This window comes from Nostoc commune NIES-4072 (assembly GCF_003113895.1).
In the GTDB taxonomy this organism is placed as follows: domain Bacteria; phylum Cyanobacteriota; class Cyanobacteriia; order Cyanobacteriales; family Nostocaceae; genus Nostoc; species Nostoc commune.
In genome coordinates, this window is the sequence record NZ_BDUD01000001.1 from 4,776,448 (window position 1) to 4,799,634 (window position 23,187).

The 23,187-nt window shown below is 41.3% G+C and carries 20 protein-coding genes and 1 tRNA gene; 11 read left to right on the plus strand and 10 right to left on the minus strand.

The genetic code is table 11. The features are described from left to right. The first annotated feature begins 34 nt into the window (after positions 1-34). The 3 genes from CDC33_RS21200 (at position 35) to CDC33_RS21210 (ending at position 2,119) form a co-directional block, all read left to right on the plus strand. Complete coding sequence (locus CDC33_RS21200; RefSeq protein WP_109010494.1) at positions 35-646, plus strand: peroxiredoxin; 612 nt, start codon at positions 35-37, stop codon at positions 644-646. Between the two features lie 227 nt (positions 647-873). Further along, on the plus strand, positions 874-1,410 hold the full coding sequence (locus CDC33_RS21205) for a peroxiredoxin family protein (protein ID WP_109010495.1): 537 nt from the start codon (positions 874-876) through the stop codon (positions 1,408-1,410). A gap of 55 nt (positions 1,411-1,465) precedes the next feature. Further along, the gene (locus CDC33_RS21210) at positions 1,466-2,119 is read left to right on the plus strand and encodes a glutathione S-transferase family protein (protein ID WP_109012655.1); all 654 of its coding nucleotides are present in this window, start codon (positions 1,466-1,468) and stop codon (positions 2,117-2,119) included. Positions 2,120-2,173: 54 nt separating this feature from the next. On the opposite strand, the gene CDC33_RS21215 is transcribed toward CDC33_RS21210, so the two are convergent. The 3 genes from CDC33_RS21215 to CDC33_RS21225 form a co-directional block, all read right to left on the minus strand. Continuing rightward, on the minus strand, positions 2,174-3,214 hold the full coding sequence (locus CDC33_RS21215; protein WP_109010497.1) for a DnaJ C-terminal domain-containing protein: 1,041 nt from the start codon (positions 3,212-3,214) through the stop codon (positions 2,174-2,176). A 122-nt stretch (positions 3,215-3,336) separates the two neighbouring features. Beyond that, entirely contained in the window at positions 3,337-3,885 is a 549-nt protein-coding gene (locus CDC33_RS21220) for an AAA family ATPase (RefSeq protein WP_109010499.1), read from the minus strand. A gap of 61 nt (positions 3,886-3,946) precedes the next feature. Next, the gene (locus CDC33_RS21225; RefSeq protein ID WP_109010501.1) at positions 3,947-5,236 is read right to left on the minus strand and encodes a glucose-1-phosphate adenylyltransferase; all 1,290 of its coding nucleotides are present in this window, start codon (positions 5,234-5,236) and stop codon (positions 3,947-3,949) included. A gap of 407 nt (positions 5,237-5,643) precedes the next feature. Between CDC33_RS21225 and CDC33_RS21230 the strand changes: the two genes are divergently transcribed. Next, on the plus strand, positions 5,644-7,527 hold the full coding sequence (locus tag CDC33_RS21230) for an alpha/beta hydrolase (protein ID WP_109010503.1): 1,884 nt from the start codon (positions 5,644-5,646) through the stop codon (positions 7,525-7,527). 68 nt (positions 7,528-7,595) lie between these two features. Here CDC33_RS21230 and CDC33_RS21235 read toward each other — a convergent pair whose 3' ends face one another. The 4 genes from CDC33_RS21235 to CDC33_RS21250 all read right to left on the minus strand — a co-directional run bounded on the left by CDC33_RS21235 (position 7,596) and on the right by CDC33_RS21250 (position 12,867). Next, positions 7,596-7,895 (minus strand): hypothetical protein, encoded by a 300-nt coding sequence (locus tag CDC33_RS21235; protein WP_109010505.1) that lies wholly within the window; start codon positions 7,893-7,895, stop codon positions 7,596-7,598. Positions 7,896-8,068: 173 nt separating this feature from the next. Beyond that, positions 8,069-10,096 (minus strand): pentapeptide repeat-containing protein, encoded by a 2,028-nt coding sequence (locus CDC33_RS21240; RefSeq protein WP_109010506.1) that lies wholly within the window; start codon positions 10,094-10,096, stop codon positions 8,069-8,071. Between the two features lie 17 nt (positions 10,097-10,113). Then, positions 10,114-10,926 carry a helix-turn-helix domain-containing protein gene (locus CDC33_RS21245; protein ID WP_109010508.1) on the minus strand — a complete coding sequence of 271 codons (813 nt, stop codon included), beginning with the start codon at positions 10,924-10,926 and terminating at the stop codon, positions 10,114-10,116. Between the two features lie 213 nt (positions 10,927-11,139). Further along, entirely contained in the window at positions 11,140-12,867 is a 1,728-nt protein-coding gene (locus tag CDC33_RS21250; protein WP_109010510.1) for a S8 family peptidase, read from the minus strand. A 590-nt stretch (positions 12,868-13,457) separates the two neighbouring features. On the opposite strand from CDC33_RS21250, the gene CDC33_RS21255 reads away from it, so the two are divergent. Then, the gene (locus CDC33_RS21255) at positions 13,458-14,930 is read left to right on the plus strand and encodes a glycoside hydrolase family 13 protein (RefSeq protein WP_109010512.1); all 1,473 of its coding nucleotides are present in this window, start codon (positions 13,458-13,460) and stop codon (positions 14,928-14,930) included. A gap of 190 nt (positions 14,931-15,120) precedes the next feature. Here the strand turns inward: CDC33_RS21255 and CDC33_RS21260 are convergent, their stop codons facing one another. Further along, positions 15,121-15,540 carry a fasciclin domain-containing protein gene (locus tag CDC33_RS21260; RefSeq protein WP_109010514.1) on the minus strand — a complete coding sequence of 140 codons (420 nt, stop codon included), beginning with the start codon at positions 15,538-15,540 and terminating at the stop codon, positions 15,121-15,123. A gap of 158 nt (positions 15,541-15,698) precedes the next feature. On the opposite strand from CDC33_RS21260, the gene CDC33_RS21265 reads away from it, so the two are divergent. From CDC33_RS21265 to CDC33_RS21280, 4 genes are all read left to right on the plus strand, one after another. Continuing rightward, positions 15,699-15,935, plus strand: a complete 237-nt coding sequence (locus CDC33_RS21265) for a DNA-directed RNA polymerase subunit omega (protein WP_100900204.1) — start codon at positions 15,699-15,701, stop codon at positions 15,933-15,935. A 23-nt stretch (positions 15,936-15,958) separates the two neighbouring features. After that, on the plus strand, positions 15,959-16,564 hold the full coding sequence (locus CDC33_RS21270) for a hypothetical protein (protein ID WP_109010515.1): 606 nt from the start codon (positions 15,959-15,961) through the stop codon (positions 16,562-16,564). A gap of 80 nt (positions 16,565-16,644) precedes the next feature. After that, positions 16,645-17,010, plus strand: coding sequence for a DUF1818 family protein (locus tag CDC33_RS21275; RefSeq protein WP_109010517.1), 366 nt, complete (start codon positions 16,645-16,647; stop codon positions 17,008-17,010). Positions 17,011-17,060: 50 nt separating this feature from the next. Further along, positions 17,061-17,134, plus strand: a tRNA-Pro gene (locus tag CDC33_RS21280). Positions 17,135-17,616: 482 nt separating this feature from the next. On the opposite strand, the gene dnaA is transcribed toward CDC33_RS21280, so the two are convergent. Then, a complete protein-coding gene (gene dnaA, locus CDC33_RS21285; RefSeq protein ID WP_109010518.1) occupies positions 17,617-18,999 on the minus strand; it encodes a chromosomal replication initiator protein DnaA in 1,383 nt (460 codons plus the stop codon). A gap of 163 nt (positions 19,000-19,162) precedes the next feature. Between dnaA and CDC33_RS21290 the strand changes: the two genes are divergently transcribed. Beyond that, entirely contained in the window at positions 19,163-20,404 is a 1,242-nt protein-coding gene (locus tag CDC33_RS21290) for an HhoA/HhoB/HtrA family serine endopeptidase (protein ID WP_109010519.1), read from the plus strand. Between the two features lie 151 nt (positions 20,405-20,555). Next, positions 20,556-21,086 (plus strand): peptide deformylase, encoded by a 531-nt coding sequence (gene def / locus CDC33_RS21295; protein WP_109010521.1) that lies wholly within the window; start codon positions 20,556-20,558, stop codon positions 21,084-21,086. Between the two features lie 65 nt (positions 21,087-21,151). On the opposite strand, the gene CDC33_RS21300 is transcribed toward def, so the two are convergent. Beyond that, a complete protein-coding gene (locus CDC33_RS21300) occupies positions 21,152-22,843 on the minus strand; it encodes an NAD-binding protein (protein WP_109010523.1) in 1,692 nt (563 codons plus the stop codon). Between the last annotated feature and the right edge of the window lie 344 nt (positions 22,844-23,187).

Genomic DNA, 23,187 nt, shown 5'->3' on the forward strand with positions numbered 1-23,187 from the left:
AACGCTACTAAACCGATAAAGGAGAATTAGGTTAATGTCCCTTATTTACGGAACCGAAGGAAGCCTCCGCGTTGGTCAACAAGCTCCCGATTTCACAGCAACGGCTGTGGTAGATCAGGAATTTAAGACAATCAAACTTTCCGATTATCGCGGTAAGTATGTCGTCCTGTTTTTCTACCCACTAGACTTTACCTTTGTTTGTCCCACTGAAATCACAGCATTTAGCGATCGCTACGAAGAATTTAAGAAAATCAATACTGAAGTCCTTGGGGCTTCTGTTGATAGTGAATTCTCCCACCTCGCTTGGATTCAAACAGATCGTAAGTCTGGTGGCGTCGGCGACCTGAATTATCCTCTAGTCTCTGACATCAAAAAAGAGATTAGCGCCGCTTATAACGTTCTTGACCCAGCAGCAGGCATTGCCTTGCGTGGTCTGTTCATCATCGATAAAGATGGTATTATACAGCACGCTACCATCAACAACCTAGCTTTTGGTCGCAGCGTTGATGAAACTCTGCGGACACTGCAAGCAATTCAGTATGTTCAGTCTCACCCTGACGAAGTTTGCCCGGCTGGTTGGCAACCTGGTGACAAGACAATGAATCCTGACCCAGTGAAGTCTAAAGTCTACTTCTCTGCTGTCTAAATTTTGTAATCCATCCTGTTGAAGTTGAAATCAACGAAAACCACAGATAAACAGAGATACACATTAAACTAGTGTCAACCTCGGTATCTATCTGTGGTTTTTTAATAAAATAGTATTTAAATAATCATTGTTGAAAATATACCAATCTTAACAATGATTGTGACAGATAAAATGCCAAAAATTAATTATCAATAACTATTTGATAATCCAAAATCCAAAATAGTATTATGCTTACTTCAACTGATTTTAGTGGCTTATTAAATGAGCGATTCTTCCGCAATTTTTTACCAGTTCCAGCGACAAACAAACTCAGGTTGGGAGTAGGAACGCCAGATTTTCAACTGCCAGATATTACCAACGGAACTTTAGTAAAATTGTCTGATTATAAAGGTAAACAACCAGTGTTACTTGCCTTTACTCGCATCTTTACTGAAAAACAATATTGCCCCTTTTGTTTTCCTCACATCAAAGCTTTAAATGAAAACTACGAGCAGTTTAAAAATCGCGGTATAGAAGTTTTAATGATTACTAGTACCGATGAACGGCAAAGTCAAATTGTTGTGAGGGATTTAGGCTTACAAATGCCGTTATTAAGCGATCCCAGTTGTAGAGTTTTTCGTATCTATCAAGTAGGACAAGCACTGGGAGCGCCTTTGCCAGCCCAGTTCGTATTAGATAAAGAAGGCAAACTCCAGTACTGGCATTTATTTTCTTTTTTGGATCACAATGCTAGCGTTGAGACTTTGTTAAAACAATTTAATTGAGTGTAATGTGTAAATGGTAATGCCCACCCTACTCATGAAATTGTGAGGTTTTATGGTGCTGACCCTTTATCATTCGTCGATTTCTCCTAACTCCCGCCGCCTCTGGATTACTCTGCTAGAAAAAGGACTTGAGTTTGAATTAGTAGAGATAAAACTGGATGGAGAGCAGTTTAAACCAGACTTTTTGGCAATTAGTCCCTTCCATCACATTCCAGCTTTGGTGGATGATGGCTTTAGGGTAGTGGAATCTTTGGCAATTTTGGATTATTTAGAGGCAAAATATCCCACACCTGTAATGTTGCCTAAAGATGCCAAGGATTTAGCGATCGCCCGCATGGTACAACTGGTAACTGTAAATGAGCTTTTGCCAGCAACAACCACGTTTTTACCTCAGTATCTCGGCTTGCCTGGAGGAGATCCAGAAAAAATCGAGCAAGCAAAGCAGAAAATTTCAATAGTGCTGAAGTTTTTAGAAAATTTACTTGACAATCGCCCTTACTTTGGTAGTGAAAACCTTACGCTTGCTGAGGTTGTCGCTGGGACTGTAGTACCTTTGCTCCCCATTGTAGGCATATCTTTGAGTGAATATCCAAAATTAAATGCTTGGTGCGATCGCTTAGTAGCACGGACAACGTGGCAAGCTACCGAGGCTACACCAGAGGCAATGGAAATGATGAAGTCCATCCTGCTGGCGAGAATGGCGAAATAACCAACCTAATTAATCTAGAGACGCGAAACTTCGCGTCTCTACAAAGCTAAATTTTCACAGCTTGACTTGCTGCAAATGACTGCGGGGATTATAAGTACGTATAGCCCGGATTTTTTCATAATATTCCCGCTCTTGCTGGCTGAGGTCTTTTGGTGGTGCGATCGCCACCTTCACCAGCTGATCGCCGCGTCCACCCTTGGCGAGGGGCCAACCTTTGCCACGTAAACGCAGCGATTGACCAGAACGCACTCCTGCTGGTAGCTTGACATTAACTAAACCATCGGGAGTGGGTACATCAATAGACGCTCCTAAAGTAGCTTCATCTGGCGTGATTGGCACTTCGCACACCAAGTTATCACCTTCCATTTGGAAGAAGGAGTGCGGCTGAAGTTCGACTTTTAAGTACAAATCCCCTCGTTGTTGAGTCATGGGGTTGATTTGACCTTTGCCCCGCACGCGTAAACGAGTACCAGGTTTAGCGCCAGATGGGATACGAACATCAATTGTTTCATTACCTAAACTGAAGCGCTTTTGCACACCGTTAAATGCTTCACCAAAAGTTAAAGCGATCGCAGCTTCACTATCTTGGGAAGTACCCGCACCTACATCACCAAACCCATAATCGTTAAAGTTGCCGCTAAAACCACTTGTCGCACCTGTGGTACTGCGGTAAGAGTAATTTTGTGAGTAATTTGAGTTTGAGTAATTATTTTGTTGTGAGTAACTTTGTCGCCCACTGCGAGGAGTAGCACCAAAGCGTCCTAGCAACTCATTAATGAACTCATCAAAATTACCGTATTGACTGAAGTCAAAGCCACCCATATCAACACCAGCGCCGCCAGATGAGAAACCTTCACCAGCCTGTTTCCAATATTGACCGAATTGGTCGTATTTTTTACGTTTATCTGGGTCTGACACAACTTCATAGGCTTCGCTAACTTCTTTAAAGCGTGCTTCTGCCTGTTTGTTATTTGGGTTGACATCAGGGTGATATTTGCGGGCTAGTTTACGAAAGGCTTGCTTAATCTCGTCTTGAGTGGCAGTCTTACTAACTCCCAAAATTGCGTAATAGTCTTTGAAGTCGGTTGCAGCCATCTATCTACCAGCCTCCTATAGAAATTCCTGTTATGTTTTTTTAAGATAAAAGATGTTAGTTTGCCCGGTATAGTTGCCAAGCATAGAGAATCTGACTTTAAATTAACAAAGAATATAGAAAATCAAGTGTGGTTCTCGCTCAACAAGCGATCGCAATTTCCGTACTCCGATTTTTCTGATAAGCGGATCAGGTTGTCTAGCCCTTCTTCCAGGCTTGGAGGAGCATCTCGGAGTTGACGGTGCATCCGCAAGATAATTTCTTCAGGAACCTGGCGCGATCGCCTTTTATTACGTGCTAAACACAGCCACACTGGCGTATCCACCCAAATTCCCGTAATGTGGGTAAAACCCAAGTCACGGGCTAAAGCAATAACTTCACGGCGATGGCGGCGTTGGGCATTGGTGGCATCGAAAATAGCTGGATTATTTGTAGAAATAGCTTGTTGAAATTGCCGTCCTACTTCCCGCCAAATCACTAGCCACGGCCCTTGAATAGCTTGGGAACCGAACAGTTGCCCCCGGATGCCATCCGTAGAAATCAGTGGTATCTGGGGGCATTCTGTCAGTAATTGTTTAGCGAAAGTTGACTTACCGCTACCTGGAAGACCAATCAACAAAATGAGTGCTGAGTAAGAAGTGAAGAGTGAGGAGTGATTAAATGTTGTATTCATAACTTATAACTCCTAACTCAGCACTCACAACTCAGCACTCACAACTCAGCACTCAGAACTATTAAATGATGGTTCCATCAGGAATTACAGCATTTTTCAGCACAACGGTAATGCCACTGCGGATGTAGAAACCTTGACTTTCGCGGTCAGCTTCTTGCACATTATCTTTATTGATAATTTTGACATCATGACCGATACTGGCGTTTTTATCAATGATGGCACGGCGAATAATGGAGTCAGCACCAATACCTACAGGAATATCACCTTGTTCTACATTGGATTGGCGTTCTACAGAAGCTTGGTAAAAATCTGCACCCATGAGCAAAGATTCTTCGATGAGACAGCCAGATTCAATTCGCGATCGCACTCCCAAAACTGAATGTTGAATGCGGCAATTTTTCAAAATGCAACCTTCGCCGATAATTGATTCTGTTACCTGGCAATCTAAAAGTTTACTCGGAGGTAAGTACCGAGCGCGGGTATAAATTGGTGCTTTCTCATCGTAGAAACTAAAGGGTGGCTGGGGTTGCTGAGTCAGTGCTAAGTTTGCATGATAAAATGCATCGATTGTTCCAATATCTTCCCAGTAATCATCAAAAAGGTAAGCTTGAACGTTGTAATCTTTAGAGGCATCAGGAATAATTTCTTTGCCGAAATCAGTCCTTTCTGTACCTTCTCTTAACAACTTGAACAAAACCTCTTTTTTAAAGACATAAATCCCCATTGAGGCGATGTAAGGCTGTTGCTGGGCAAGTTCATTTGATAATCCCAGTACGCTTGTATCAACGCGCATTTGGATTAATGCTTCACCTTTCGGTTTTTCGCTAAAATCGATTACTCTACCAGAATCGTCAATTTTCATCAAGCCAAAATCTGAGGCGCGGCGCTCATCGATGGGGATGACTGAAAGAGTAATATCAGCGCCTGTTTCTCTATGGCGTTGGATAAAGTGGCGATAATCCATGCGGTAGAGGTGATCGCCTGAGAGGATGAGATATTCTTCTACATCCCATTCTTCCATTAACCACAAATACTGACGTACAGCATCAGCTGTACCTTGAAACCAATTAGGGTTTTCTGGTGTTTGTTGTGCAGCTAGCACTTCCACAAAGCCTTCATTGAAACCCGTAAAGTTGTAAGTACGGGCGATGTGACGATTCAGGGAAGCTGAGTTGAATTGTGTCAGGACGTAGATTTTGAATATTTCGGAATTTATGCAGTTACTAACAGGGATATCGATTAGGCGATACTTCCCTGCTACTGGTACTGCTGGTTTAGCGCGTAGTTTAGTTAGCGGGTAAAGCCGAGTACCCGCGCCACCACCAAGGATGATTGATAATACTTTTTTCACAAAATGTCTCCCGACTGCCTTTCAACTCTCACTCTCAGTTTAGGACTGTCTGCCACCACACGTAAGGGGGATCGTCTGATTCTTAGGGATGAATTTTACATAGAAATTACGCAACTAGGACAGTGCGATGCCTGCGGCGGGCTACGCCTACGCCAATTAATAGTACAAAAGTATTATCAAAAGAGAATTTCGATGATTGTCTCTTGCTTGAATTAGTAATAGTAATTAATTGTGTAAAGTTGTCTATAAAATTTTATGAAAAAATTAGTAGATAGTGTATCAAAAAAATTGTGTAACGTTGAGATTTACTAAACTTAACTATTGCCAATACTTACTTGGTAGTCAAATTAATTATAATGCTCTCACAAATTTAGCAAAGCATTTAGGATTGCGATAAGAAGTAGTGTATGGATATTTTAGTAGATAACTTGTTTATTGAGCCGACTAATGCTCCAGAACCCCAAGGAATTCCAGGATACCTGATCCGCAGTACAGCACGAGCCAACGTAGAAGATTTACAAGATATCACAGAAGATAATACGCGCCCAACCATTCAAACGATAATCGATCTCCTTTATACAAAAAGTAAAAAATGCCCCAAAAATTCTGAGGGACTAGGGGTAGTAATTGCTATTCATGGATACAACACAGGAGGTGCAGATAGTGATTTAACTAAATTACCCGTAAACAATGAGGCGATCGCAGATGGAATTTGGAAAAATTATCAAAAACTTTGTAAGTATGTTAACAGTGATGCCTTAATTTCTCAAAAGTCAGATAGTTTAGTGTTTCTTGGTTATCGCTGGCCTTCGGAAACTATTAAAATCCAAAATATTACTACTTCCCTAAGTACTTTACCCTTTCTACTGAAGGTTCTGCTATGGGGAAGCTTAATTGTGGCGATCGCATCTGTTTTACTGTTTTTCTGGTTATCTTCCCCAATTTTTGTTGCTCCCATTATTTTGGGAACATTCGGATTTGGTATTGTTTTCAGCCTGATTATTTTGCGCGTAATTGTATATTTTCGTGACTCTTATCGAGCAATCAACTACGGAGTCCACGATTTGGTTGAACTGATTCGCCAACTAGATAAAGGTTTGATGGAATGCGTTCAATCTGAGGATGAGGCTCAAAACTATTGGAAACAACACCCGATAAAACTCTCCTTCATTGGGCATAGTTTGGGTAGCCAAGTAACTACACAAGCAGTCCGAATTCTTTCTGATGTCTTTGACCCTAATTCTGTAGGAAACATCAATGACGAAAAAGCTGGGAAAAGACCCTCTTCGAGAATCGGGCAGGTTTTTAGTTTAAGTCGCTTAATTCTGATAGCACCAGATATTCCCGTACTGGCAATTACTTCTGGAAGAGCCAATTTCTTACGGTCATCGTTACGAAGATTTGAAGAGGCGTATCTATTCAGTAACGAAGGAGATTTAGCCCTACGTCTTGCTTCTACGGCTGCTAATTACTTTTCCTTTCCAGCAAAAACCCGAACACAAGGGTATCGGCTAGGTAATGTGACTGTTCGTTCCAATACCTATCACAGCAGTAAGTTAAACAAGGTAAGAGGGCAATTGGAGAGTAAATATGGAATTGTCAACTGGAAGGATCGGAACTTATACAAGCCGTTAGATGAGATTAGTTCATTACTTGATTATTTAGAAATTAACGTCTTGAATAAAGTGCAAAACCAGGGATTAGATCCAGCTAATCAAAAATATCAGTCCCCAGTTACCACAGCAATTAAAGATCGCGAGTCGTTGGCTGACTTATTTACTTACTTTGATTGTACAGAATACAAAGAGCGCACAAATTATACTAATGCACCTAATCGCGATCGCTATATGATGATTCTGGACAAACAAACCTCGCCCTTAACTCTTTTGGAGTACCTGCAACTCGGTTGGGCATATTTTCGTAACAATTCACCAGATGTCCACGGTGGCTATTTCTGGGGAAAATTTAGTCGGCAGCTAATTTGTCAACTGGCGTTTGTTGGCTTCCAAGAGTTTATAGAGTTTCTGCTGGTTACCCCACCGCAAGATATGGGAATCGAAGAACTGCGACCACCGCAACTTGAGGATAAGATTGCTTGGGCGAATAACCTTCAAGCAGAGGCAGTTTCTGAGATACGTATCGAAAGAAAGCAGATTGCGCTCAATTATCTCTCATGGATTATTGAGAAAAAGCAAATCCAAGCAGTATTATCACCGGAACGTTACTATATTGATGTCATGGGGGAAAAACGCGAAGAAGTTCGCTCTAAAATAATGATGTCAAAAGAATAACAGCAGCAGATGTGAAAATATTCTTAACCGAACCGTATTGAGCCTAGTGTAGGGTTAGGCAATGCCCATTAAACACCCAACTTACCTGTAGTTATTCTCCTATTAACCAAACCTAATTGCTGCGATCGCTTCAAATATTTTACCCAAGGTTGCTCTGACAACTGGGAAATGGCATTTGCTGACAGTGTTGCCGTGAAAATATCTTTGCCATTGCTAACACCACTAATGCCTAAACTTTCTAAAACAGTAGTTGCAGCAGGGCTTAAAATAGGTTCGGTATGGATAAAAACTGCCAAACTGGGTTCCTCTACGTTTTGAACATCATTTAGCGCTGTAGCAAGAGCAGCATCTAGCTTTTGATAATTCATCAGTAATTCCTTGGTAAAAAGGGCGGGCAATTTTTAGCCCATCCTACTACAACCAATTTATCAAATTTATGAATTTTCATTTCCTATCTTTAGTACAGACTTAATGCACTAATTTCTACGTCTAATTACAGATTAACTGCTGTTATCTTTGGCTTCTGGTCTTTATTCCGTGCCTAAATGCCCAGTATGCTTGTGAGAGTCGGCAGATAAGTTTTAAAAACTTCAGCTAGTTTACTAGCGTCCGTCACAGCAGATGCTATACCTTTAAGGGCATTGAGAGCCATTGAACAGAGTTTGTTTACGCGTTCTCCTGATGGTTTTTTCCCTTCTTCTGCTATAGTTTCTACAGCTTCTAACGCCTCTTTTTTTTGATTTTCAGAAAGGGCTGGCTCATCATTGATCGATTTTTGCAAAGTCGTTAAAATCTTTACTAACTCGTCACTAGTATCAGTACTAATATCTCGAAGTTGCTGAATCGAATTACTAACTTGACTGTTTGCATCTGCCAGTGTCAAGTTAGAGTTTGTGACATCGCCGCCTACAGTAATCTTATTACCGCTAGACATATCAACATTTCCACCTGCGCTGATGTTTTGATTACTGCTTTCCATAATGTCACCTGCTTGATTCATCATATATACGCGATTTCCTTCGCCCTTGATAATAACTTCTCGTTTTGTCTCGGCAATTCCAGTAATTAATCCTTGAATAAATTTTTGCTGCGAATCATAGAAACTTTGTAATCTTTGTATTTCTCCATCTTTAGCTTGAAGCACAAGTTCATACTTAGCCTCAATTGCGTCAACTGCTTGATTATAATGATTTGTTATTTCTTCGTGAATTGCAGTTTTATTAGTTTCTAAAGAAACACCTACTTTAGCAACAACTACGCCATCACCTTTATTTTCTATACTGCGAACAGATAAGCCTAATCCTTCATTATTAATAGCAGTTTGAGTCAGAGAAAATGCAAAAGCCCTCCAGTTCAGCCCATTTTGAAAAATTAAGTCAATAGTATCCCTTACATCGGTAATCCATTTTTCAAATTCGCCTGGTTGGAATTCTCCACTATCTGGTTTTGGCTCTAAAAAGTTTCCATGCAAGCTACATTTTAAATAAACACGTTTACAATCAACGTTTTGAAAACGAGTATTCTTGTTGAGATTCCAGTCTTGGATACAGGCATCTGTGAGTAATGCACCAGAAAAATCTGCATCTAATACTTGAGCTTTAACTAAAATCGCTTCTCTTAAATCTGCACCTTGTAAATTTGCACCTTGTAAATTTGCTTCAGTAAAATCTTCCCCACGACCATTATTAGTAGTTAACAGTTTTCTAACTTTAGGATCTTCTAATATAGTTCCTTGGAGTCGAGCTAATTCTAAACCAGTAACACCTTTAAAGCTAGTGCGTGTGAGATTTGCTTTCCTAAAATCTGTATGCCTTAAATCTGCGCCATCAAAGCTAGCATCGGTTAAATCTGCTCCATAAAAACATGTTCCACCTATTGATGTCCAGAATACAGCTACTTCCTTAATCCATCTAAATTTAGGTGAGCCTCTGATTGCTTTTTTTGCAATAAATGCGGATGATATTATAACCGGAATTGCTGAAATTATAGTTATAAAACTATTACTACCTTTTTCGTATACAATATTTAATGTGCCTATCATTAGAGCTTCAGCAATCAGCCCATATCCCATAACAGCTATAAATTCACCTATAACTCCACAGTATATAGAGCTAATCGCTATAAACAATGCTGTAATAGTTGTACTAACCCACGCGAAAGCTATGCTCAAACCTAGACAGAATAGCCAAAATCCTATTCCAGGAATCCTGTTATTTACCTCGAAACAAACATAAATAATAATTCCGATAACTATTAAAGCAACAACACAAGTAGTTGATACTATTTCAAAACCGCGAACTACAAATATTACTAATGCTGTGGTATATAAAGCAATCGCAGTAATTTCTATCAAATCAAAATAACTGACTTTCAAAACATAGGTTATAGCTTCCAATACTCCACCTGCCAGAAGAGTTACTATACTGAGGAAAGCAGCTACGACAATACTAAAAATAATTATTAGTATTTTTCTTATAATATTCTGCCCAGCAAGTGCATTTTGGAAATTACTATTGGTTAAAATATTCTTTCTATACTGATTATTACGAATGTCTTGTTGATATTTCACGTCCCAATAGCCGTAAATTAATCACAGTTACAACCTAAAATAGTACAAATTAGTTTACATATTACTTTGTCTTCTCTCAAAATTTGTATATTTCTTAAATCCATAGGATTCGTGGCAACTAAATCTATAAATTCCCTATTTACTCCAGTTAACAAGCTTAAATCATTTATACTTAAGTCTGCTGCATCCAAAAATTCTTTAACTTGCAGCGTAGTTTGAGGTAATTCTGCTTGCTCTATGCCTTGCAAATCTTCAAAGCTAGAATTTAAAACTCTACTAATTTTGTTAAGATTAGTCTGAAATGGCTCTTGTGTTAATTTTTTCTTTTCAATAGGCTGGGAACTATAGAACCAAAGAATAGGAAAGTCAACTTTAGATTGATTTGCCAACTCCTTAAGGGATAGATTTTTATTTTGAGCTAGTTTAGCGATCTTGAGTTTTACGGCTTCTCTTGTTTCTTTCAGCTTTACTAGCTCTAGCATTTCTACATCTAACGCTTTGGCGATTTTTCTCAAATCCTCTATTTTTTCTGTAATATTAAAATCTTCATTTTCATTAGCATATTTCTGAATATTATCTGGAGAAATGCCAGAGGCTTTACTTAGTAAATCAATAGCCATCTCGTTGGCTTTGACAGGATCTAACATTTGAAATACTTGAGCAACACCAGACTCTGTGACAGGCCAATTTAGGGCGATCGCAATTTTTTTAAAATCATCAGTAGTCTGTGTTGCATAAGTCCTAATAGCTTCTTCGGGAACTCCCGAAGTTAGGCTAAGTAGATGGTAAACTTTTTCTTGTGCTAGTTCTCGAACGCGAAGTTTAACCATTGATATTAATAAAACTATGAAAATATTAGGTAAGATTTACTATTTAAGTAAAAAATATACAAACAAAATTAAACAGTATCTCAATAGTTAAGAATAATTTTATTATTTTGTTACGTATATTAACTTACAGGGTATATCAAGCGATCGCTCAACAGAACTTTATAGAGACGCAATATGCTTATCGTATTTAATATATCGCGTCTCCGGGTCTAATTACAGATTAGCTGCGTTAATCACTCCATAACCCCATTTCTCATCAAATGTGCCTGGGGGTTTTCCAGGAATTGCACTATTTTTACGTAGCAAGTCTTTCACCGCAGCCGGATCAAGGTTAGGATCTCGCTGCAACAGTAGTGCTACTAAACCACTTACGAACGGTGTCGCCATACTCGTACCAGCCCGTACCACAAACTTGGAATTAATCATCGATGAACGGTCAAAACTTGCATCGGCGGAAAGGGTGGAAATAATCATCGCTCCTGGTGCTGCTACATCTGGCTTCTGTCCATTATTCCTTAGTGGCCCCTCACTGCTGAATTCCGAAATAGTATGCAATTCTAACCCCATTTCTTGCTCTTTGTTATCAATATCTGTGTACTTGGTTCTAGTAGTATAGGCGGCAACTGTAATTGCACTGCTAGCGGCTCCTGGCGAACCAATTTTTACCGCATCCTTCACACTTTTACCTGTAAAAAACACTGATGAAGTGTCATCTAGTGTCCACACATTCAAACATGTGTCAGTTGAAGAAGTGTTGCGAACTCGCAGCTGCCAAATACCTCCCATGACTGGCGAGGGGTCAATACCGCGTATTTGCACAAAGAAATTATGGTCGCCGTTGGCTTGGTCTGGCGCTGGTGTTGCTAATTGCACCCGTGCATCTGGTAACTGATAATCTTGTGCGGCATTACCCTGAGTAATTATTTTTTGGAAAGGGGTGACAAAACCGTTAGGACTTTGCAGCGATACTTCCAATTCGCTGTCTTTGGAATACCAACCGTTTAACCAAACTATGCTTATTTGATTCAAAGGAACATTAAAGCGCATACCACGAATGCGTCCAGAGGGTATCGTCGCTTGACCATGAATGTTATAGTTTCCTTCGTTACCCGCAGCACAGCAAACAATTCTTCCAGGGCCAGTTTCGGCATTGATGACTTTGGATAAAGAATCACTACCATCATGGGCATCAGCGTGTCCACCCAAGCTGAGATTTACCACTGCTGGGCGTCCCAATTCTCTAGCAACTCGGAAAATGTAACGCACAGCATCAGCAACGTGGGCATCTTGTAAATCTGATTTGACAACAACTAATTCCGCTTCTGGTGCGACACCACCATAGCTAGCATCAGCACCGGCAGCAATTCCTGCAACGTGAGTACCATGACCACCAGTATCCTGAGAAATCGTCAGTTGCGCTCCCGTTAATTCAGCTCCATAGCCGCCCTCTGTGACTCCTGGCCCTGGCAGTGTTTGATCCCAAATGTGCAAAATTCGTCCAGCAAAGGCGGGGTGTTTCGGATCAATGCCACTGTCTATAATGCCGATAATTACTCCTTTACCAGTCAGCCCGGTTTTGTTCTGGAACTCCGGTATTTTGACTGTTCCCATTGCAGTGTCCATCCTCAAATGAAGTTTGCGTGATGGCTTAATTCGCCGAATCACATCTTCTTCAGATAAGACATCTAAATTCTCTATCGGTAAGAAAGCCGTCCGCACACTTCCAGAGTTTTGATTGACTTCAATATTATATTGTGATAGGTAACTTAAGTCTGCATCATGGTCACAGTAGATAAAAACGACGCTCTTAGTAGGTTTGACTGGGCTTTTGTGGGCAATGATGCCAAGCGATCGCTTATGTGTAACTAAAGCTTGATCTCCTTCATTTTTATAGTCTCGAAATGCCAAAAGTAATCCGGGAGAAAGTTTTTCGTGCCTCATCTTTACCTCAAATTAAGTTTATTTACTGTCAACAAAGTAGTGATTCGAGTAGTGATCATCAGTCGCTCCATAACGTAGTTTTTTCGCCTTAATTATTTGATGCGACTATAGTTATCTATTTTTTTTCATAGATAACATCAAATAAGCTTAGGAGGCAGTAAGTTCTTCCTAAGACAATTGCTAATTCATAACTCATCTTCTAGAATTCTGTCTCCCTCATAGTTATTTTCTGTGGGTCATGAGACATCCAATACTTTTCGGATAAACCCAATAATCTCTCTTTTGGTCTGGGGAAAGGTTAAAGGGCAAAGGGGAAAGGTAAATTCAAACCCTTTCCCTTTCCCCCTTAACCGAAAAGTATTGATGAGACATCTTTGAGCAGCCGTATCTCCGATTTCTGTTAAAAACTCAAATAAACTCTAATTTCTAGTCAAAATAGTTAAGACTGATAACATTTGCGTATAAAGTACAGAGAAGACAGACTAAATCACTAATGACTAGTGGCAATTGACAGATTCTCTATCATAAGTAAGAGCCATAAAGAAGCTAATATTTGCAACGATCGCTTCTGAAGCTACAAAAAGTTATTCATGCAAATTCAAACACCAGACTGGGTAAAGCACGCGGTTTTCTACCAAATCTTCCCAGATCGCTTTGCCAGAAGCAAACAGCCGCGCAAACGTTTGCTGCGTGAAGCCCGTTGGGAAGATTGGGACTCTATGCCAACACTCCAGGGTTATAAAGGCGGCGACTTATGGGGCATCATGGAGGGTTTAGACTACATCCAGGATTTAGGAATTAACGCGATTTACTTTACACCCATTTTTCAATCCGCTAGCAATCATCGCTATCATACCCACGATTATTACCAAGTTGACCCGATGTTAGGGGGCAACGCGGCTTTTAAGGAATTGCTTGATGCAGCCCATCAACGGAATATCAAAGTTGTTCTAGATGGCGTATTTAACCATTCCAGCCGTGGTTTTTTCTTCTTCCATGATGTTTTAGAGAATGGCCCCCATTCGCCTTGGGTAAATTGGTTCAAAATTGAAGGCTGGCCCCTTTCACCATACAATGGGGAATTCCCTGCAAATTACTTAGGTTGGGCAGGAAATCGTGCTTTACCAGAATTTAACCACGACAACCCAGAAGTGCGGGAATATATTATGGAAATTGCCGAATATTGGATAAAATTCGGCATTGATGGTTGGCGATTAGATGTACCATTTGAAATAAAAACACCTGGATTTTGGCAGGAATTCCGCGATCGCGTCAAAGCAGTCAATCCCGAAGCTTACATTGTGGGCGAAGTGTGGGGAGATTCCCGCGAGTGGTTGGATGGAACGCAATTTGACGGCGTGATGAATTATCTATTTACTGGGCCGACAATTGCTTTTACAGCAGGCGATCGCGTAGTCTTAGAACAAGTCCAAAGCCGCGACTATCAACCCTACCCACCCTTATTTGCCACCGAGTACGCCACCAAAATCCAAGAAGTACTGCAACTTTACCCTTGGGAAATTCAGCTAACTCAACTCAATTTGCTAGCAAGTCACGATACAGCCCGATTGATGACAATTGCAGGCGGTGATATAGGTAGTATAGAATTGTCAACTTTACTGCTCCTCACCTTTCCCGGTGCGCCCAGCATCTACTATGGTGATGAAGTTGGTTTACCTGGTGCAATAGATCCAGACTCACGGCGTGGCTTTCCTTTAGAGAGTAATTGGAATCAAGAAATTTTCAATACTCATCGTCAATTAATTGCCCTACGCCACACATACCCAGCCTTGCGTACAGGTGATTACCAAGTTCTCCATGCTCAAGGACAAATTTATATCTTTGCGCGAACTTTAGGAACAGAGGAATTAATAATTGCCGTCAACGCTGGCACAAGTTCAGCAACAGCCAATGCAGATGTCGTTAGTTTACGTACTCAACCCAACAAGCTGTTGTTTGGTACTGCTGAAGTTGAGTGGAATAGTGAAGGAGAAACTCAGCAGTTATCATTGACTGTTCCCGCACGTAGTGGGTGCATTCTGGGAGTAGGGAGTGGGGAGTAGGGAGTAGGGAGTGGGGGAAATCAATTCAAAATTCAAAATTCAAAATTCAAATATTTTAGAACTTCTGCTTCCCATTCCCCATTCCCCATTCCCCATTCCCTATTGCTCATTCCCCATTCCCCATTCCCCATTCCCTATTCCCCATTCCCCATTCCCCATTCCCCATTCCCCATTCCCCATTCCTCATATATTACCTTCCGGCAACCATTGCAGGCATCAACACTGCATCAATAATGTGGATCACGCCATTGTCTGTCAAAATGTCTGTTTTGATGACATTGGCGTTATTTATCTTAAATTTACCATTGGCGGATTCAATAGCGATAATTGACCCTTCAAGCGTTTCTGCCTCATTAATCTGTACTAAATCATCAGACCGAACATCCCCACTAGCGATATGATATGCGACAATTTTCTGGAGCTTAGGGATATCTTGTAGTAAAGATTCTAAGGTTCCCTCTGGCAGATTGGCAAAGGCTTCGTCAGTTGGTGCAAATAATGTAAAAGAACCAGGACTTTTTAGAGTCTCTATGAAATTTGCAGCTTCAGCAGCCTTTACCAGGGTATTGAAGTTTCCCGCGTTGATAGCAGTTTCCACAAGGTCAGCCATAAGGGTGTGTGACTTTAGTCAGATAATATTATAAGTAACTTATATTGACTGAAACACTCTCAACCTCTATCAAGAGAGAGGTTGCTAGCGATTAAATACACAGCATCAGATTTATCGGTACTGCTACACTGGGGAATGACCCCAAGAACCACTGAATTATGCTAAAGCGTTCTAAGTTCGAGACAACTCAGTCTCAGATTATGCACCGTTCTGAGGAGCTGATTAGTGCAGCCTCAAATCGTTACCGCATTACGGTTCAGGTGGCCAATCGTGCTAAACGTCGGCGTTATGAAGACTTTGAAAATAACGAAGATGCGATGATGAAGCCAGTGCTAAGGGCAATTATCGAAATGTCCGATGAACTGACTCAGCCAGAAATCATTGGCGAACTATAAAAAAAGGCTTTAGAGAAGGTAGGATGAGCAAAAATTTATCGTTCATTCAACCCCTACTTAAACCTTGGCAGACACTCACTGCTTTAATGGTAGTGGGTGTAATTGTTTTGGGTTCAGGGGCGGACAAATCAATACATAAAAATTTATTTAGTATCCAGCCTGCATACTCTCAGAGAGTCACACCTAGCGATGTTTGGCAGCTAGTATATCAGCAATTACCAGATTTACCACGAGAAAATAACTATATCAGCAAAGAAAATGGGAAAGTTGCCGAAAACAACACCTTAGTAAGTCGCCTGATTACATATCACATTTATACCAAAGGGCGCGCCCCAATTTATCGTTTAGATTGGAAGCTGACTTTAGCTGATTACCTGGGTGCGAACGAAATTATGTATGATAGTACCTATCCAGGACATGAAACACTACGGGAAAATCCGATAGAAGGCGATCGCAAAGCCATCACTCGTCTCACCCGCAGTCAACGAAATGCCCTAGTGCAAGTCTTAGTCAATATATTTAATCCAACCCAAAATACCCCACCTCCTAGCCCCAACGCCACACCCAGTCCTAATACATCAACCACCCCACAACCACCCCCAAGAGGAGGGGCTGAACTACTGAAATGATCAAACCCACAGTCCATAATCTTCCTTTGCGCTCCTCTGCGTTAAACCTCAGCGTCCCTCTGCGTTTAAAAAATTAAACTATGGAACGCCTTGTAAAAACCGGATATGGTTGGCGTATAGGCCAGAACCCCGATGCACCTGAATTTAAAGGTTTAGTCGGTACAGATGATTGGGCAATTGAGTTAACCGAAGCCGAGTTAAATGATTTTTGCCGTCTACTAGCACAGCTAGCAGACACCATGAAACAACTCGCAACTGAATTAATGGAAGAGGAAAAAATCGCTTGTGAAGCCGAAAGCAATTTATTATGGATGGAGGTAGAAGGCTATCCTCATGCCTACAGTCTGCGCTTCATCTTGAATACAGGGCGATGTGTAGAAGGTAAATGGGATGCTTCTGCTGTTCCCGATTTGCTGCAAGCGACTGGGATGCTTAAGGTTTTTTAAATATGCCTGTTGCTTCTCCTAGAGTTTTGCTGTATGATAGTAATTCTGACCGGGGCGTAGCGCAGCTTGGTAGCGCGCCACTTTGGGGTAGTGGAGGTCGTGGGTTCGAATCCCGCCGCTCCGATTGATGATAAGCCATGCCTGCTAGTCTTTTCAAGAGATTGGCAGGTTTTTCAATCCCGTTTGCGAGACGATACCAAATTCGTAGCAAAAAATCATTCCAATTTACCATTATGATAGGTAAATAAGTTCATAGTAAGGACTTTAGCCCTTGATTTGAGCGTTAAAGCGCTCGCTACAAACTCAGCAGACTTGACAGACTACTAGAAAATTCCCCAATTCTGTTGAAATCATAGTTAGGCAAGTTTACCTTGTGGAAAACTTGTGGAAAAACTCAAATACTTTTCCACAAGGTAATTATACTCAATTAAGTTTTAATAGTAAAATCTCAAGTTTTCCACAGATTTATCCACAAAAAGTAAGATTTTTCCACAATTAAAGTTAAATTTAATCAATTTTTATACGTTACTTAATATTTTTAACTATTTATTCAGCCGTCAATGCTAATTATAAAAATAGTGGTTGTGGAAAACTTCAAATACATCTTCAGGATGATTTTTGAGAACGGCTAGTCATATTGATGCGATCGCTCAGTTGGCGGATTGTTTGTGCTAAAGTGCGATCGCTGTGGTGGAGTTGGGTAATTTTATCGCAACTATAGATTACCGTTGTATGGTCTTTACCACCAAACTCCTCGCCAATTCTTGGCAAACTCAAAGACGTGTGTTGGCGCATGAGATACATTCCTATTTGACGCGCCCAGCTAATCTCTCTTCGTCGTGAGTTACTTTTGAGATCGTCTATGGAAACATCAAAATTATCCGCCACAACCTTTAAAATCGCTTCTGGGGTAGCAGCCATTTTTTCATTAGGCGGTTCTAAAACTGGTGTGATATTTTCTACCGTCATCGGTAAGCTCCAAATAGAAATATAAGCCACCGCCCGAATTAAAGCTCCTTCTAATTCTCGAATATTAGAAGTATAGTTAGAAGCAATATACTCAATCACATCGCGGGGAAGGCGAATATTTTCATCCTCAGCTTTTTTCTGTAAAATTGCCATTCTTGTTTCTAAATCCGGCTTTTGGATATCTGCGATTAACCCCATAGAAAACCGAGAACAAAGCCGTTCTTGCAAGCTAGGAATCTGATTAGGAGGACGATCAGAAGCAATGACAACTTGTTTTCCAGCTTCATGTAAAGTATTAAAAGTATAAAAGAATTCTTCTTGGGTATATTCCTTCCCTTCAAGAAACTGAATATCATCAACTAATAAAACATCAGCCGCTCGATAATGCTCTCGAAAACTTTGCATACTATCTTTACGAATCGCTGTAATTAAATCATTAGTAAACTGCTCAGTCGAAACATAAAATATTTTACAATTAGGCGAAATTTCCCAGCGATAATGACCAATTGCCTGCATGAGATGAGTTTTACCCAAACCTACGCCACCACACAAAAATAAAGGATTAAACTCTTTACCTGGAGATTCTGCAACTGCCAAAGAAGCAGCATGAGCCATCCGATTGTTAGCACCAACTACAAACCGCGAAAAGACATATTTAGAGTTTAATTCAGTAGTTTTATGATTGTGAGTAGGTATAGCTTCGGGAATACTGCTGCTATCTGGTGATTCCCAAGAAACCCCTCGTTCACTCAAATGCGAAACTTCATCACCTTGAGCAACAGTAATGTAAATTCCTACAGGATGACCCAGAATATCTTGTACTACATGAGCAATGGTATTTATGTAATATTTCTGTAACCAATTACGAGCAAATGGGTTAGGAGTACAGATTACCAAGCAATTATTTTCTAATCGCTCCGCACTAGCAGTTTTAATCCAAGTTTCAAAGGTGGGCCGGGATAGTTCAAGCTGTAGGCGCTCTAGTACCTGGCTCCACAGACTTTCTATGGGAATTTCCATCATCCACCACCTTTGCTGCTAACGGTCACAATAGAAGAGAAAGCACTAATTTAGCATCCAAACACGCTAGACCTAGAATAAGCTTTTAAGTTGTAATCATTTTGGGACATACCCCGTAGGCAAGATCCTAACACCAGCGATTGATATGGAGAAGCAACGACACATGAAGACAACAAACCATCATTTAGTACCCAAAAAGATTGATACCAGGGGTTTACCTCGCAGGTTATGGATGCTCTCATACGGGGTAGCAGTGGTGTTCCTGGGGAGCTGCTCTCTTTTACCTGCTAAAACTTTTGAGACTCGACAAAGCCAAACTCAAGCCCAAAAGACAATAGAACCCAATCCGGTAATTGTCCCCGTGCCAATTATCTCTTCGTCTGAAGATGCTAATTTTGTAGTAAAAGTAGTGCAACAGGTGGGGCCTGCGGTAGTTCGCATTGATTCTTCCCGAACAATCACTTCTCGTGTACCAGACGAATTTAACGATCCATTTTTCCGACGGTTTTTTGGAGACGGTGCGCCACAGCCTAGACAACGGGTAGAGCGGGGTAGCGGCTCTGGATTTATCATTAATTCTTCAGGTCAAATTGTGACCAATTCTCATGTGGTAGATGGTGCTGATAGAGTGACAGTCACACTCAAAGATGGCCGGACTTTTGACGGGAAAGTGTTGGGAGAAGATCCGGTTACGGATGTGGCTACGATCAAAATTGATGCTAATAATCTGCCAACTCTATCCGTGGGTAACTCCGATGCTTTGCAACCAGGACAAGCAGTAATCGCCATTGGCAATCCTTTAGGCTTGAATAATACCGTCACTTCTGGGATTATTAGTGCTACAGGTCGTTCTAGTAGCGATATCGGTGCTAGCGACAAGCGGGTTGATTACATCCAAACGGATGCTGCAATTAATCCTGGTAATTCTGGTGGCCCATTGCTAAATGCTCGTGGCCAGGTAATTGCGATGAACACAGCTATTATCCGAGGCGCTCAAGGTTTGGGATTTGCTATCCCGATTAATACTGTGCAAAAAATTGCCCAGGAATTAATTGCTAACGGTAAAGTAGATCACCCTTATTTGGGTGTTCAGATGGTAACACTGACACCAGAAATTAAAGAAAGAATAAAAGATAGAGCAGGCGATCGCTTAAATTTTACAGCTGATGAGGGCGTTTTGCTAGTTGATATCGTGCCGCGATCGCCTGCATCTACAGCTGGACTCCAAGCCGGTGATGTGATTAAAAGCATTAATAACCAGCCTGTCACTAAAATTGAAGATGTACAAAAGCTAGTAGAAAATAGCAAAATCGGCACTAATTTACCAATAGAAGTGGAACGCAACGGGCAAACTATCCAAGTAGGAGTCCGACCTGCTCCTTTACCCGTGACACGCGAGGGATAATTTGAGGAGTTAGGAGTTAGGAGTTAGGAGTTAGGAGTTAGGAGTTAGGAGTTAGGAGTTATAAAAGTTTCTCCACTTCCAATGCCCAATGCCCCATGCCCAATGCCCAATGCCCAATGCCCCATTCCCCATTACTTAAAGGAGTTTAATCATGACTGAGTTAGCACCAATAATTCAATTAGGAAATCCAACATTACGCCAAAAAGCTGCTTGGGTTGAGAATATTCAAGATGAGCATATCCAAAAGTTAATTGAAGACTTAATTGCCACCGTTGCCAAAGCTAACGGCGTGGGGATTGCTGCGCCTCAAGTAGCACAATCTTATCGTTTATTTATTGTGGCTTCCCGCCCTAACGCTAGGTATCCCAACGCCCCGGAAATGGAACCTACTGCTATGATTAATCCCAAAATTATTTGTCATTCAACTGAAGTTGTCAAAGATTGGGAAGGTTGTTTAAGTGTTCCAGGAATTAGGGGGTTAGTTCCTCGGTATCAATCTATTGAAGTCGAATACACTGACTCTCAAGGCAACTTACAAAAGCAACAATTAACCGATTTTATCGCTCGGATTTTTCAACATGAGTATGATCATCTCGACGGGATCGTATTTGTAGATCGTATAGAAAACACTCTTGAAATGATTACTGAACAGGAATATCAACAACGAGTAGTTAATAAATAAATGGGAGTGGGGAGACGCGATTAATCGCGTCTGTACAATTAAAAAAGCACTGCGATCGCAGTGCTTTAAGCGTGTGCTTCACAAACTTGCTCGCCCCGCCACAATTGATATAACCTGGTTGCTGGCATGGTCATATATAAAACATCACCAGCGCTGAGGTTAGTTTCTAATAAATCCCAGCCGTGAAGGGTTTGGTGGTTTGTTTCTACGTACAAAGGTACACAGTCAGCAGACATAGCTACATCTTTTACCCACTGACCACAAAAAACATGTGAAGGTGTAATCACAGTTGCAAAAGCCACCCAAAGACTATCTGCTGTGATGCCATTGCCAAGGATGCGTCCCCCTAGTGCAGCAGCAGCAAAAGCTGGGGCTGCTAGTTCAGCCGGACTTAGTACGGCCTCGAAACCAAATAGCTGTTGCGCTATACCAGCAAAATCCGGATCGCCATAATGAACAATTACCGGAATGGTGGGTGTCAATCCCTTGGCTTTGAGGGCAATTTCCAGATTGGTAGCATCATTGCTAGTAACAGCAAGCACTGCGGCGGCAGAGTCTATATTACTGGCTTTGAGTATTGTACGGAAGCTGGCATCTCCTTGAATAACGGGGATACCGAGTTCGCGGGCGGTGTTGATATATTTGCTGTTAGAGTCTGGTTCAACTACTACAACTTCATGTCCACTGGCGTGGAGTTGCTGGACAATTCTCACTCCAATACCACTCAAGCCACAAACAATGTAGTGATATCGCTGGGGAATTCGGGCTGCATCCCAAAATTGCTTAAAGCGGCTTCCTAAGACAAAATCGGTGAGCATTGCGTACCAAATACCAATTACCACTGCTCCAACCAGCATCATCACAACAGTAAATAACTTAATACTGTTAGGAGCATTTTCTACTACTTTGTCATTACCACCGGCTCCGGTAATCATGCCGACAGAAAAATATAGAGCATCGACAGGAGATAAACTCAATTCAGCCGACATATAAGTGAATGTAGCGATCGCAATAACCGCCAAAAGTGCAATAGCACCCATCACTACCGATCGCCCGTGTTCCTGAAACTGCTTAAAATTGGTGAGGGCTTTCAGCAGTTTTGTAATCAATGATCTCCGGGGGGTACGGATGCGGGGTTGTGTACCAATAATGATGCGATCGCCCACCTTGATCTCTTGTCCAGATATTACACCTGACACCAAATCCATCTCACCTTCTACTGGCAAGTAATAAATCAGCATCCGCGATCGGTCTTCCCACAATTCACTCAGCTTTAGACCTTTCCAGAAATGGTTTTCATCAATGTATTCTTCGTGAATCGGCCAAGTTTGCTGAAATAATTTGATTTGTCCGATCGCTCGATTTCCCATTGCGGCAAAAGTGAATACGGGTGCTGCTAAACCCACAACACTCATACTCAAATGGTCTGGCAAACTTTGATCTAGGCGTTCTCCCAAATTTGTATTATAAAAACGGTTGATAATCCGAATCTGGGGATTCAGCACCCGCGCTTGCATCATAATAGACAAATTCAGAGCATCTTTAGAACCAGCGATGACTAAAGTGTGTGCCTGTTGAATTCCTGCTGCTGTTAGGGTAGAAGCTGCTTCTAAATCGCCAACAATCACATCTCCTGCTGTTTCGCCAGGGATAGATTGGTGATGAATGCCAACAACGAAGGCTCCCTGGTGTCTCAGCAAACGAAAGGTTTTATATCCGGTACGTCCTAAGCCACAAACAATAATTCGAGGTTTCATGAAAAGGCAGCATCTTTTACAGGTAGGGCTGCATTTCTAGTTATTTATCAATATTGTTGCCTGCTTTCTTGCAATATAACTGTAGCTGACAACACGATTATGTCAAATAAGATGGCACTTTTACAAATTTATGAAAGTCTATGTTATTGGCGCTTCTAGATTGAGTGCAATACAAACCTAACCCCCAGTCCCTTCTCTACTAGCGTTGGAGAGTAAAATTTAAAGCTTCTCTCCTTTTAGGAGAAAGAAACGGAATTAACTCATCCCCCGGCTTCAAGCCCTACGGTGTACACACAAGTCGGAAAAACTTCATCTACTAAAGATTTGCAGTTCGTTACGCTGGC